Annotated in this window: 20 protein-coding genes; all 20 read left to right on the forward strand. The window is 63.8% G+C overall.

Features of this window, described 5'->3' with window-relative positions:
* Positions 1-118: 118 nt before the first annotated feature.
* On the forward strand, positions 119-340 hold the full coding sequence (locus HBF32_RS02780) for a hypothetical protein (RefSeq protein ID WP_166698102.1): 222 nt from the start codon (positions 119-121) through the stop codon (positions 338-340).
* A complete protein-coding gene (locus HBF32_RS02785) occupies positions 337-627 on the forward strand; it encodes a hypothetical protein (protein ID WP_166698103.1) in 291 nt (96 codons plus the stop codon). Before HBF32_RS02780 ends, HBF32_RS02785 begins: the two co-directional genes overlap by 4 nt.
* On the forward strand, positions 624-1097 hold the full coding sequence (locus tag HBF32_RS02790; protein WP_166698104.1) for a hypothetical protein: 474 nt from the start codon (positions 624-626) through the stop codon (positions 1095-1097). The genes HBF32_RS02785 and HBF32_RS02790 overlap by 4 nt, the downstream gene beginning before the upstream one ends.
* The gene (locus HBF32_RS02795; RefSeq protein WP_166698105.1) at positions 1094-1555 is read left to right on the forward strand and encodes a hypothetical protein; all 462 of its coding nucleotides are present in this window, start codon (positions 1094-1096) and stop codon (positions 1553-1555) included. Before HBF32_RS02790 ends, HBF32_RS02795 begins: the two co-directional genes overlap by 4 nt.
* 690 nt (positions 1556-2245) lie before the next feature.
* Positions 2246-2998, forward strand: coding sequence for a DUF6651 domain-containing protein (locus tag HBF32_RS02800; protein WP_166698106.1), 753 nt, complete (start codon positions 2246-2248; stop codon positions 2996-2998).
* A gap of 12 nt (positions 2999-3010) precedes the next feature.
* On the forward strand, positions 3011-3994 hold the full coding sequence (locus HBF32_RS02805; protein ID WP_166698107.1) for a major capsid protein: 984 nt from the start codon (positions 3011-3013) through the stop codon (positions 3992-3994).
* 49 nt (positions 3995-4043) lie between these two features.
* Positions 4044-4229: a hypothetical protein gene (locus HBF32_RS02810; protein WP_193570318.1), complete on the forward strand. Its 186-nt coding sequence runs from the start codon at positions 4044-4046 to the stop codon at positions 4227-4229.
* Positions 4230-4730, forward strand: a complete 501-nt coding sequence (locus HBF32_RS02815) for a DnaT-like ssDNA-binding protein (RefSeq protein ID WP_166698108.1) — start codon at positions 4230-4232, stop codon at positions 4728-4730. It begins immediately after the preceding gene.
* Positions 4730-4936, forward strand: a complete 207-nt coding sequence (locus HBF32_RS02820; RefSeq protein WP_166698109.1) for a hypothetical protein — start codon at positions 4730-4732, stop codon at positions 4934-4936. The genes HBF32_RS02815 and HBF32_RS02820 overlap by 1 nt, the downstream gene beginning before the upstream one ends.
* Positions 4933-5307 (forward strand): hypothetical protein, encoded by a 375-nt coding sequence (locus tag HBF32_RS02825; RefSeq protein WP_166698110.1) that lies wholly within the window; start codon positions 4933-4935, stop codon positions 5305-5307. Before HBF32_RS02820 ends, HBF32_RS02825 begins: the two co-directional genes overlap by 4 nt.
* Complete coding sequence (locus HBF32_RS02830; RefSeq protein WP_166698111.1) at positions 5300-5884, forward strand: hypothetical protein; 585 nt, start codon at positions 5300-5302, stop codon at positions 5882-5884. Before HBF32_RS02825 ends, HBF32_RS02830 begins: the two co-directional genes overlap by 8 nt.
* Positions 5881-6297: a phage tail terminator-like protein gene (locus tag HBF32_RS02835; RefSeq protein ID WP_166698112.1), complete on the forward strand. Its 417-nt coding sequence runs from the start codon at positions 5881-5883 to the stop codon at positions 6295-6297. Before HBF32_RS02830 ends, HBF32_RS02835 begins: the two co-directional genes overlap by 4 nt.
* A gap of 82 nt (positions 6298-6379) precedes the next feature.
* Positions 6380-7027, forward strand: coding sequence for a phage tail protein (locus HBF32_RS02840; RefSeq protein ID WP_166698113.1), 648 nt, complete (start codon positions 6380-6382; stop codon positions 7025-7027).
* Positions 7027-7341, forward strand: a complete 315-nt coding sequence (locus HBF32_RS02845) for a phage tail assembly chaperone (RefSeq protein ID WP_166698114.1) — start codon at positions 7027-7029, stop codon at positions 7339-7341. Before HBF32_RS02840 ends, HBF32_RS02845 begins: the two co-directional genes overlap by 1 nt.
* Positions 7342-7397: 56 nt before the next feature.
* Complete coding sequence (locus HBF32_RS02850; protein WP_166698115.1) at positions 7398-7652, forward strand: DUF1799 domain-containing protein; 255 nt, start codon at positions 7398-7400, stop codon at positions 7650-7652.
* Positions 7652-10438, forward strand: coding sequence for a phage tail tape measure protein (locus HBF32_RS02855; RefSeq protein WP_166698116.1), 2787 nt, complete (start codon positions 7652-7654; stop codon positions 10436-10438). Before HBF32_RS02850 ends, HBF32_RS02855 begins: the two co-directional genes overlap by 1 nt.
* A complete protein-coding gene (locus tag HBF32_RS02860) occupies positions 10435-10767 on the forward strand; it encodes a phage tail protein (RefSeq protein ID WP_166698117.1) in 333 nt (110 codons plus the stop codon). Before HBF32_RS02855 ends, HBF32_RS02860 begins: the two co-directional genes overlap by 4 nt.
* Complete coding sequence (locus HBF32_RS02865) at positions 10764-11453, forward strand: phage minor tail protein L (RefSeq protein WP_166698118.1); 690 nt, start codon at positions 10764-10766, stop codon at positions 11451-11453. The genes HBF32_RS02860 and HBF32_RS02865 overlap by 4 nt, the downstream gene beginning before the upstream one ends.
* Positions 11450-12202: a C40 family peptidase gene (locus tag HBF32_RS02870; protein WP_166698119.1), complete on the forward strand. Its 753-nt coding sequence runs from the start codon at positions 11450-11452 to the stop codon at positions 12200-12202. The genes HBF32_RS02865 and HBF32_RS02870 overlap by 4 nt, the downstream gene beginning before the upstream one ends.
* Positions 12199-12846: a tail assembly protein gene (locus tag HBF32_RS02875; protein WP_166698120.1), complete on the forward strand. Its 648-nt coding sequence runs from the start codon at positions 12199-12201 to the stop codon at positions 12844-12846. Before HBF32_RS02870 ends, HBF32_RS02875 begins: the two co-directional genes overlap by 4 nt.
* The last annotated feature ends 48 nt before the right edge of the window (positions 12847-12894 follow it).

Raw genomic sequence — 12894 nt, forward strand, 5'->3', positions numbered from 1 at the left:
AATGCGGCTATCAACTGCATAGCGCAGTGCACATGCACGCTCATGGCGGCAAGCCCGGAGACGCTCCTTTCGGACACCGCTTCGTTCCAGCGGACACCCGCACGGCGGGGGATGGGGAATGAGCGAGATAACCATTGGGCGGCTGTGTGCCTGCATGGGGCCACAAGGTGGCGATCCGTACTGCCCATGCCGGATGCAAACGGAAGGGCTGAACGGCCACTACAACTGCAACGGCGACAAAGAGGCCATGGCTAGGCGTGAGGCCGAGACTCAGGAACGCCTCCGCATTGCCCTGCGCAAGTTCGCTGACAAGAAAACTCGCACCGGAGACGCGAAATGAGTATTACAACCCCAACAACTAGCCGTGTGAGTGATGAGATGCTGGATGCTGCCCTTAAATCATGGATGGGTGAATCCATTGTCGTTCCGTTTGCGGGCGAGTCTAGGATGCGCGCGGCCCTTGAAGCCGCCCTCGCAAGCCAGGGTGACGTGGTGGCGGTGAGTGAGCTTCGTGCGTTAGTTGGTACATGGCAGCGCAAGGCGGACAGCCTTGGCTTTCCCTATGGCGAGGACTACTTGGGTTGCGGACGCGACCTCTCCGCCATCCTGAACCGAGGTGGGAAATGAGCGAGGAATTCGTCCTTGTCCCAAGGGATCTTTCGAGCGTAGCTATTTCGCTGCTCGCTGACTTTCCCATGGATGACATCGGAGATAATCGAATGATCGCGGCGGGTGAGTGCTGGGAAGAGCTTCTTGCCATCGCATCCAAAGACCCGCCGGTCCTTCAATTCAAGCGGCACATTTTCAAGCCGGGCCGAAACACCACTGTTAGGCGTGGCAGCAAATGGGACGGAGTAGGCCACGCCCTAATCGACCTCGGTGACGTCAAGCCCTCCATGTTGGCGACACTTTCCACCACGACTTATCGGTTTAACCAGGTCAGCGATCATATGTTGCGCGATGAGCACGACCCGTCTTGCCGGACAGTGAACGGCCTGCTCACCGAGATGCAGCGTGTATATCCCGGCTTCTCGGATAGCGAGGACGTGACTCTAGTGAATTTCTACCTACCCAGTTACGCAGGACCCACCCCATGACCGTCCGCGATGAGCTTGAGAAAGTGATGGCCCTGTCTTCGGTCGCTACGGCAGGACCATGGTCGGCGACCAATCGAGGCTGCTACCAAGTGGGCGGCGAGGACGAAGGAAGCGTCACGGCTGACGATGGATGGCGTGACATCGATGATGTGTCACGCATCACTCCGCTAGCCACCCAGGCCACTATTCGCGGTGATACGACGTACCGTGACGCAATATTTATCGCCTCGGTGGCGAACTTCCTCCGCGACCACGGCCCCGAGCTGCTGGCGATGGTGAAAGATGCGGAGCGCATGGATTGGCTACAGGAGAATCCGCACATGCTCTATACGTCGAACGATGACGGCCCGATTGATCACTTCGTTGCAGTCAATGAACGGAAGGTTCCGCGAGGGGGAAATGTGGCGCCTACTGTTAGAGACGCCATCGACCAAGCGAGGGCGGAGAGCAGGGAGTGATGGACAAAATATCAGTTGGCCCTATGGGTATTGGCCCGCGCCCTAACGGCAATGTCAGCTATGTCGCGCATCCGCCAGGAACCTACGTCAAGTGGCAGCTTGATACCTCTGGCTGGGCGATTGGGTATTCCATTGCCTACATCGAAGGAGCCAAGGACCGCGAACTTCTTCCGGACCCTTGGTCGTCCTGAATCCGCCCTACCGCGGCCGTGATCGCTACCACGGCCATGTTACCCACACCCCTTGACATCGTTTCTGCGTCCGGCACCATTGCCACAATGGTCTCCCTGCGCGTAATCGACGGCACCAAGCCGCCCGACTCTCCTGCCGAGCAGGTGCGCGCCCGAGTCCGAAAGACCAAGACCCCGCACCTGGCCCAGTGCCATCGTTGCGGGGGTCACGAGACGATCACCGCCTCCATCGGCAAGACCCGCAACAAGCTGTGCGTGGCGTGCTTTCTGGGCGGGCAGAGGGTGGTTGTTGAGTAAGCGCTATGGCGGTGCTTCCAAAGCGTAAGCCGGTGCCTAGTAGCCAATACGAGAGATAAAAGCCAAGAAGGTCTCTCGCACCGCCACTCAATTCACCTAGAGCCGCCTCATGGGCGGCTTTTTTATTGCCCAAACCGGCGGATGCCGAGGGCGCCACGACCCGGATGGGTCATTCGCTGGCCGGATGGCCGAGGAACCAACCATGAAACTGAAGCTGGACGATGCCGGCCACGTGGTCGTGCAGGACGGCAAGCCCGTCTATGTCTCCGACGACGGCAAAGAGATCGCTTTCGACGCTCCCGCCACCGTGGCGACCATCACCCGCCTGAACGGCGAGGCGAAGAGCCACCGCGAGGGCAAGGAAGCGGCCGAGAAGGCGCTCAAGGCGTTCGAGGGTATCGCCGATCCGTCGGCGGCGCTTAAGGCGCTGGACACCGTCTCTAAGCTCGATCAGAAGAAGCTGGTGGATGCCGGCGAGATCGACACGGTGCGCAACGAGATCAGCAAGGGCTACGAGGCCAAGCTGACCGAGTCGCAGACCCGCTTGCAAGAACTCGAAGGCCAGCTCTACGCCGAGAAGATCGGCGGCAGTTTCTCCCGCTCCAAGGTCATCACCGACAAGTTCGCGATCCCCGCCGATCTCGTGCAGGCCCGCTTCGGCAGTGCCTTCAAGATCGAGGACGGCAAGGTCGTGGCCTACGACACCCACGGCAACAAGATCTACAGCCGCGCCCGTCCGGGCGAACTCGCCGACTTCGACGAAGCCATCGAAACCCTCGTGGACGCCTACCCCTACAAGGATCAGATCCTCAAGGGTTCGGGCGCGAGCGGATCGGGTGCTGGCAACGGCGGTGGCGGTGGAGGCGGCTCTCAGCGAGCCAAGGGCGACCTTGGCGGAACCAAGTCCGAGCGCGTGGCCGCCATTGCGGCGCGCTTCCCCGATCTACACAAGTAAAGGAAACATTCGATGTCCCTGTCTCAGATGCAGGTATTCAACGAATACGTCATGCCTGCGACCATTGAGACCCTGGCCCAGATGGTCCAGAAGTTCAATGGTGCCAGCAATGGCGCGATTCGCCTGACCACCGAAGGCTTCACCGGCGACTTCCTTCAGGAGTCGTTCTTCGCCGCCATTCACTCGGCCCAGCGTCGCGTCGATCGTTACGCCAACCAGGCATCGGTGACCCCGACCGACCTGACCCAGCTCAAGCATAGCTCTGTGAAGGTTGCCGGCGGCTTCGGCCCGATCCGCTACGAGCCGTCGCAGATGACCTGGCTGGAGAAGCCGACCGCCGAAGGCATCGAGGTCGCCTCGCGCAACTTCGCCGAAGCGCTCCTGGCCGACCAGCTCAATACGGCCATTGCCGCGCTCGTGGCCGCGATCAGCAACCAGCCGACCGCAACCAACGACGTCTCGGCCACGGCCGGTGTCGACTACGCCGCGATCAACGCCGCGCATGCACTGTTCGGCGATGCGTCTGGCAACCTCGTCGCGCAGGTCATGACCGGTCAGGTCTTCCATAAGCTGATCGGCCAGAACATCGCGAACGCGGGCCACCTCTTCGACTCCCGCTCGGTGAACGTGGTCGATATCCTTGGCCGCCCGGTCATCGTGACCGATGCGCCGGCGCTGTACTCGGCGGCCGTCGTCTCTCCCGAGGCTCCGGCGAAGCAGAAGGTGCTCTCGCTTGCGGACTCGGCGGCCATCGTTTCCGATGCCGGCGACGTGATCTCGAACGTCCAGACCGTGAACGGCCAGACGCGCATCGAGACGACCATGCAGGTGGACTACACCTTCGGCCTGGGCCTGAAGGGCTACACGTGGGATGAAGCGAACGGCGGCAAGTCGCCGACGGACGCCGAACTCGCCACGGGCACGAACTGGGACAAGGTCGCGTCGAACATCAAGGCGACGGCCGGCGTGATCACCATCGGTGACGCCTCCAAGTAAGCCAACGGGGCCGGAGCAATCCGGCCCCTTTTCTTTCCAAGGGACCATCATGGAAAAGCAGAAGGTTCACTACGAGCCGCACCCGGTGTCTCCTGAGCGCAAGGCCGAGCTTCGCGCTCAGGGCTACCGCATCGTAGATGTGGCGTTTGCGCCGGCAGATTACGTGCGCGCCGACGCAGAGCCCGAGCAGGCCGCGCGACGCGGCCGCCGCAGCAACAGCGAGAGCGCCGCCTAAGTGGCCCTCATCGTCGAGGACGGCACCGGCAAGCCGGACGCCGAAGCCTACATCAGCGTAGCCGACGCAGACGCGTACTTCGCTGCGCGCGGCGACGACGCCTGGGCGGCCCTCGACACCACGGGCAAGGAACAAGCACTCCGCAAGGGCTCGGACTACATGGCGGCCGTCTATGGCCCGCAGTGGAAGGGCGAGCGCGTGAGCGCGACACAGGCACTCGACTGGCCGCGTAAGTGCGTGCGCGTCGGGTGCTTCGATCTCCCCAGTACCGCCATTCCCCAGGCGGTTGCCCGAGCGAACGCCGAGATGGCTGTGCGCTCGATCGGTGGCGACCTGCAAGCCGACCAGTCTTCACAGGTCAAGCAGGAGACCGTGGGCCCGATCACGGTCGTCTATTCCGATGGTGCGCGGCAGGGCGTGAAGTATGCAGCCGTAGACGGGCTGTTGGGCGCCCTGCTGCGCGGGGGTGGGGCGGGGTCTGTGCAGGTGGTGAGGGCGTGATGAGCGATGCCTTTGCGAAGTGGAAGAACGAGAACGGCACCTACAACGGCGCCGCCATGTTCGCCGAACTCACCGGGATACCCCAGGAAGAAATCGTGTGGTCTGCGAACCGCATGAAAGAATTGAAGGCGCAGGGCGTGCCGCGTGACCAGTGGTCGCGCATCGTCGGAGAGGAAGCCAAGCTCAAGCCCTGGGCTTCGCCATGACCACCTTTAACTACCCCTCGACCGCTGCCACCGCAACTCGCCTGCTCAAGCGCTTCGGCGCACCTGCCGAGCTGATCCGCGCGGATGGCCCGCCGGTCTACAACCCCGAGACCGGGACAACCGAGCCGGCCGAGACCACCGTCCAGACCACGGCCGCTGTCTTCGACTTCGATCAGAAGTACATCGACGGCACGCTCGTACTCCAGGGTGACAAGCAAGCCTTCTGCGCGCCCGGTCAGCGGGTGGAGCAGGGCAACAAGCTGAACTACAAGGACGACACGGGCTCCATGCGCGTCGCGCAGGTGGTGGCCGTCAAGCCCATCGCGCCCGCCGGCACCCCGGTGCTCTACGTGGCGCAGATCCGTGGGTAGCGCGCAGAGCTTCGCGCTGTCGCTGCACGCCTTCGCGAAGAAGGCGCCGGAGAACGCGCGGCAGGTGGTGCGCAGCGTAAGCATCAGTCTGTTGAAGTCGACGGTGTTGCGGACGCCTGTGGGTAATCCTGACGTCTGGGCCGTCAACAGGTCCGCGGCCTACTACAACGCAGAAGTAGCGGCACACAATACAGCCCTCCGGGATGATCCCGAGAACTTGACCAAAAATGGCCGCCTGAAGCCAGGCCGAAAGCTCAACGATGGCATGGATATCATCGCTCCCGAGGGCTACGTGGGCGGACGCCTGCGCGCCAATTGGACCGTATCTATCGGCGAGCCGACTTTCGTGTCGATCATCGACACGGACAAGAGCGGGTCGAAAACGATCGCTAATGGAGAGGCAACCATTGCCTCTTCCGACGGCGAAACCGACATTTTCATCGTGAACACGCTTCCCTACGCCATTCCCATCGAGTACGGGCATAGCGCGAAACAGGCGCCGGAGGGCATGGTTCGGGTGACCGTCGCCGAGTTTCAGGCATACGTGGAGAAGGCCGTCTCGGAGCTTCCCCAGTGAGTAACAAGCTCGTCCGCCGCGCCATCGAGACGCGCCTGGCACAGTGGGCCGCCGCTCGCACACCAGCGCTGCGCATCGCGTACGAGAACGTGGCGTTTACGCCCGTCAACGGCGAGACCTACCTCCGAGGCTTCCTGCTCCCGGCCGCGACCGGAAGCAATGACCTGGCCGGGCAGCATCGCGTCTACCGCGGCGTCTACCAGATCAACGTGGTAGCGCCCATCGGGCTCGGGCCTGGTGCCGTCGAGGGCATAGCCGACGAACTGGCCACGCTCTTCCCGCTCAACCTGCGCATGACTGTCGCGGGCTTCACTGCTCAGGTGATTGCCCCGGCGACCGCCGCGCAGGGCGGCCAGGATGAATCGACCTTCGTTCTTCCCGTGTCGTTCCAGTACCGGGCCGACACCGTCTAACCCGCGCCTCTCGCGCACCACTCGGCCCCGCGTGGGGCCTTTTTTATGCCCGCTCGCCGGGATCGAACCATAGGACACATCAATGTCTGTACAGCTCCCTGACGGGTCCGTCCTGTCGATCGAGTCGGCCGTCGGCACGGCCAAGGCCATCACGGCCATCACGAACGCCAACCCCGCCGTCGCCACCGCAGCCGGTCACGGCTTCTCCGACGGCGACTTTGTCAAGATCACCTCGGGCTGGAACCGCCTGAACGGCCGCGTGGTGCGCGTCAAGAACTCCGACACGGACAGCTTCGAACTTGAAGGCGTCGATACCAGCTCGACGCAGCGCTTCCCGGCCGGTAGTGGCGTGGGCACGGCGCAGGAAGTCACCGGCTGGACTCAGGTCACCCAGGTGCTCGAATTCAGCACGAGCGGCGGTGAGCAGCAGTTCGCGACCTACTCCTTCCTCGAGGAAGACGTCGAGCACCAGATTCCGACGACCAAGTCGCCGCAGAGCCTGAGCTTCAGCATCGGCGATGATGCCACCCTCCCGTGGTATCCCGTCTTCTCGGCGGCCAACGACGACCGCGTACCGCGCGCGCTGCGCCTCACGCTCCCGAGCGGCGCCCTCGTGCTCTACAACGGCTACACCACGATCAACAAGACGCCGACCGTGACCAAGGGCCAGGTGATGGCGCTGGCCTCCAGTGTCGCCCTTGTCGGCGAAGTCACCCGGTACGCCGCGTAATGGCGAAGATCAAGCTCGATCCGAATCCGACGTTTCAGGCCCCCGTAACGGTGCCAGTCCATGGCGCCGAACCCGTGCAGGTGTCCTTCACCTTCAGGCACCGGACGCGCTCGGCATGGGAGTCCTGGCTCAAGGATGAGCTGCCCAATCTCGGCGACACCGAAGTCATTCAGGCGCTCGCCTGCGGCTGGGAACTCGACGACGAGTTCAATGCCGAGAACATCGGCCGCCTCCTGGAAAACTACGGCGGCGTCGGCATGGCTGTCTTCGAAGCCTACGAGCGCGAGCTGTCGGGTGCCCGCGTAAAAAACTGAAAGCGGCGGCCCGGGCGATCTACGAGAGCGGGCCCACTGACGCGGAACTTGCGTCGATGGGCCTTGCTCGATCCGACCTGGAAGAAACCGCCGTTCTCGTCTGGCCGGACAACATGCCGGCCGTCGACACGCTTATCGCAATGGGCACGCAGTGGCGCACGGGCGTCGCTGGCCCCACCGGGCTCGACTACGGCGTCATGCCCCAGGTCTTCCGCCTGCTTGCGATCCCCCGAAGTGACTGGCCCGAGACGTTCGATTGCGTCCGGGTGCTGGAGGCCGAGGCCCTGGCGACCATGAGAGAGAGCACCTAGTGGACCTGGCATCGCTCGGGATTAAAGTCACGCAGGATGGCGTGAAGCAGGCGGAGGACGGCCTAGAGAAGATGGCTGCGGCTGGTGACAAGGCCGCCGCCTCGCAAGATCGGCTGTCCGAGGCCAATGCCCGCGCCGGCAAGTCCTCCAATTCGGCGTCCATTCGCGCGCAGCGTGAGGAACTGTCGAAGCTCATCGGCACCATCGACCCGGTGGTCGCCAAACTCGGCCAGTTGGACGAGCAGGAGCGCAAGCTCAGCCAGTTCCGCGCCAAGGGGCTCATCGGCGATGACGACTTCAAAGTCTACGCCGACAAGATCGAGGCCAGCCGCCTAGCACTGTCGCGCTATGCCGACACCAGCGGCAAGACCGCACTCTCCCAGAAGGCGCTAGCCGCTGCCAATCGCGGCATTCCCGCCCAGTTCACCGACATCGCGACGTCCATCGCGGGCGGCCAGCGGCCGCTTTCGGTCCTGCTTCAGCAGGGCGGCCAGCTCAAGGACATGTTCGGCGGCATCGGCCCGGCCGCGCGCGCGCTCGGTGGCTATGTCCTCGGGCTCATCAACCCTTTCACCTTGCTCGCCGGCGCGTCTATCGCGCTGGCTGTCGCCTGGAAGCAGGGGAGCGATGAAGCTGTCGCGTTCAATCAGGCGCTCGCGCGCACGGGGAACTACGCGGGCGTCACGGCAAGCCAATTGCAGGATCAGGCTCGCTCTATCAGTGCGAGCGCGGGGACGCAGCACGAGGCGGCGGCGGCGCTCGCCGAGGTAGCGGGTTCCGGCAAGTTCACGGCCGATCAGATCGCCCTTGTGGGCAAGGCCGCCGTGGACATGGCGCGCCTTACCGGGCAGTCGACGGCCGAGACCATCCGCCAGTTCTCGGACCTGAAGAACGAGCCCGTCAAGGCCGTGCTCGCGCTCAACGACGCCGAGCACTTCCTCACCACCGCCCTCTACGAGCAGATCAAGGCGCTTCAGGACAGTGGCCGCGAGGACGAGGCGGCGACCGTCGCCATGAAGGCTCGCGCGGACGCCGTGGCCGAGCGCGCTAAGTCGGTCGAGCAGAGCGCGGGGCTCATGGAGCGTGCGTGGACTAGTGTGGCCTCGGCGGCCAAGAAAGCATGGGATGCCATGCTCGACGTCGGCCGGCCCGACACCTCGGCCGAGCAGATCGCAAAGATTCAGGAGCGCATGCAGGCCGTTCGCGATCGCAGCGGCCCCATGTTCGCCGACCTCACGGATCGGCAGCAGGCAAGCATCCTTGCTACCTACCAGAAGTCGCTGGACCAACTTCAGGAGAAAGAGCGTCAGGCGGATCAGGAGGCGAGCAAGAAGTCGATTGCCGCTCAAGCAGTACAGGCTGTCGCCGACTCGGATCGCGAGGTGGAGATTTACGCGACCAGGGAGCAGAAGCGGGTTCGGGAGATTGCTGCGGCCCACGGTCGAGCAAACGAACAGGTGGAGCGGGCCCTTGCCGCGGGGGACAAGGCCAGTGCCGAAAGAATCCGCTCCAATGAGGCGAAGATCGTTGCGGGTATCAACGAGAAATACAAGGCGCCGAAGACGCCTAAGTCCCCAGAGATTTCTGCGCTAGCCACCTTCAAGCAGCAGGTCGATGCTCTCCAGGTCAAAAATGTCGTCGGTGATAGCACTGCTCTAACGGAGTACCAGCAGGGTATCGCTCGTCTCGCTAACGAGATGAGCGTCTACATGTCAAAGGGCGGAGACGCGACAAAGGCGGCCGCCGAGTTCAATCGCGGACAGCAGGCCCTCCAGAAGACGCTGGACCTCAACCATGCCAAGGAAGCAGCGGCGAACGAACAGTACGCGCTTGCACTGGATCGCCGCAACGAAGCGCTGCGGGATTCCATCACCGCTGAGGTTCAGCGTATCGGGATGGGGTCTCAGGAGTACGAACGCTCCCAGAAGATCAGTCAGCAGTACCGACAGGAGGCCAACGCGCTCGCCGACCTCGCCTTGAAGCGACAGATGGCCGTAAATGGCCTTTCCGGCGGCATCTCCCAAGAGCAATACGAATTCGACGCCGGGAAGATTCGCGCAAGCACTGCCGAGGCCGTCAAAATCATCAAGGACGGCTACGCACAGATGGATAGCTCACGCAAAGACTGGAGGAACGGGGTTTCCTCGGGCTATGCGGACATCCTTTCCGACGCTGGCAACGTGGCCGGCCAGACGCGCAGCCTCTTCGTCAACTCGTTCGACAGCATCGCCGATTCCCTGACCAACTTCGTCACCAAGGGGAAACTCGACTTCAAGGGCCTCGTGTCGTCGATCCTGACAGACCTCGCACGAATGGAGATTCGCATTCTCGCGTCCAAGGCTCTCCAGGCCATCTTCGGGAGTTTCGACGGAACGGGTGGCGCTACTTCTGTGGCGGCAAACGCCAAAGGCGGCGTCTACGACTCCCCGAGCCTCGCCAAGTACAGCAACCAGGTGGTCAGCGAGCCGACGTTCTTCAAGTTCGCCAAGGGCGGAGCCCTCGGCTTGATGGGCGAGGTCCCGGGCAAGAGTGAAGCCATCATGCCCCTCTCACGCGGCGCCAATGGTGAGCTTGGCGTCACGGTACACGGCGGGTCGGCCGGTGGCGTAGTCATCAATATCGACGTGACAGTCAACAGTGACGGCACGAGTCAGGTCGAGACAAGCGGCGACAACCGAGCCTTCGGCAAGCAGTTCGGCGATGCCATGGCGAACGCGGCGCGCCAAGTGGTCGCCCAGGAAATCCGCCCCGGCGGACAAATCTACACGGCGCTATCCCGAAAATGACCGACACCTTCACCTGGCCCACCCAGGCGCGCAACACCGGAACCGAGACCGGGTCTGTCCGCGAGTCCCGCTTCGGTGGCGGCTACCGGCAGGTCGTCGCCAACGGCATCAATCCGCTCGCGCGGTCGTGGCCGATTCGGTGGTCTGGGCCCAAGGACACCGCGCTCGCCATTCGGGACTTCCTGCGCGCCCACATCGGCGTCCCGTTCTACTGGACGGCCCCTGGCGACACGCAGCAGCTCTACACGTGCGTGACGTGGAGCCCGAATGACGAGGGCGGGAACGTCTACACGATCACCGCGACCTTCGAGCAGTTCAACTCGCCATGACCTTCACTGCCGATATCCAAACCCTTGCCCCCGGCGCGGAAGTCATCCTGTTCGAACTGGATGCCCGAGCGATCACCGGTGGCGGCGCGGGCGACATTCTGCGCTTCCACGGATACACCTCGTCGGGCTCGATCTTCTGGCAGGGCAACCAGTATGACCCGTGGCCCATTCAAGCAGACGGGTTCAAGGTGGACCCCGCTCAGCCCAGTGTGCCCACCCTGTCGGTAGGCAACGTCAATGGGCGGATCACGGCCCTGTGCGTTGCCTATCAGGATCTTGTGGGCGCGCGCCTTACACGCCGGCGAACCCTGAAACAGTATCTGGACGGACAGCCGGGCGCAAACCCGGATCAGGAGTCTGCGCCCGATATCTGGCTCATCGAGCGCCGCTCGTCCGAGGACAATACGCAGGTCACGTTCGAACTGGCGAGTCCCATGGACTTGGGCGACCGGCAGGTGCCCAGCCGCCAGATCATCGCCAACGTGTGCAGCTGGCTCATCAAGGGCGGCTATCGCGGGCCGTACTGCGGCTATAACGGGCCGCCGGTCGCCAAGCAGGACGACAGCCCCACGAGCGACCCGTCACAGGACGTCTGCGGCGGGCGGCTTTCATCGTGCCGGATCCGCTTCGGTCAGAACAACCAGCTCCCCTACGGCGGCTACCCCGCCTCGAAGCTCATCCGATGAATCCCGAGACCCAAGCCGACATCCAGGTGCACGCGGTGTCCGAGTACCCGCGCGAGTGCTGCGGGCTCGTGGTGGTCGTGAGGGGCAGGGAGCGATACGTCCCATGCCGCAACGTGGCCGCAACGCCCGCCGAGCACTTCGCACTGGATCCTCGCGATTACGCCGCGGCATCGGACGCAGGTCAGATCACAGCCATCGTTCACTCGCACCCCGACGCGCCGGCCCGACCCTCTGAGGCCGACCTCGTCCAGTGTGAAGCCTCCGAGCTTCCCTGGGTCATCGTGAGCGTGATGCCTGGCGAGAATGGCCCGGAGGTCGCGGAGACGCGATTCGTCGAGCCCTCCGGCTACCAGGCGCCACTAGTGGGGCGCACGTGGTCCCACGGCCTGCTGGACTGCTGGGGCCTGTGCCGCGACTGGTACGCGCGCGAGTGGGGGCTGATCCTGCCCGACCCGCCGCGCGCCGATGGCTGGTGGAACGACGGAGCGACCTCCCTGTACAACGATGCCGCGCTGAGGGATGCTAACTTCGTGCCGGTGTCTGCGTCCGAGATAGCCAAGGGCGACCTCGTTCTCATGCAGATCCGATCCGGCAACCGCGTGCCAAACCATGCCGGGATCTATCTTGGCGACGGGCAGATGCTTCACCACCTGCACGGCCGCCTCAGTTCGCGCGACAACTACGGCGGCTACTACGCCGAGATGACTCGATCCATCTGGCGCCATCGCGCCGCACCCGAGACGACGTGACAGCCACGACCATTCTCCTCGATGGCCCCGCCCGCAAGCGGTTCGGCCGTGAGTTCTCGCTGCATCTGGACACCAAGAGCCCGCGCGAGGCCGTGCGCGCCATGTGTACAGTCGTGCCCGGCTTCCGTGCCTACCTAGAAGGCGCGCATCAGCGCGGCATCGAGTTCGCGGTGTTCCGCGGTCGTGGCGCCAGGGCCGAGAATATCGGGCTTGGGCAGTTCGACGATCCCGCGGGGAGTGTCATTCGCATCGTCCCAGTCATCAAGGGATCGAAGCGCGCCGGCGTGCTCCAGACGATCATCGGGATTATCTTGATCGTGGTGTCCTTTTGGACCGGCGGTTCCACGCTTGCTACCGGCATCTCGCTCGTGGCAGGCGGCGTCGTCCAGATGCTCAGCCCGCAGCCCAAGCTCGGCAAAGCCGCCGACTCGTCGGACAACCAGTCCAGCTACGTCTTCAATGGTCCGATCAACACCTCGGCCCAGGGCGGGTGCGTGCCGACTGCTTACGGACGTGTGCGCGTCGGCAGCGCCATCATTTCCGCCGGCATGGAGGCGCAGGACTACAGCGCCGCGCAGAGCAATATCGGTCACGGCACGGTGGGCGGCAACTTCAAACAGACCCCCTTCGACGACGACTTCTGATCGCCGCGAACACGATTCAACAGGGCCCGCCATGTGCGGGCTTTTTCT

Origin of the sequence: Luteibacter yeojuensis (assembly GCF_011742875.1) — a bacterium.
GTDB lineage: Bacteria > Pseudomonadota > Gammaproteobacteria > Xanthomonadales > Rhodanobacteraceae > Luteibacter > Luteibacter yeojuensis.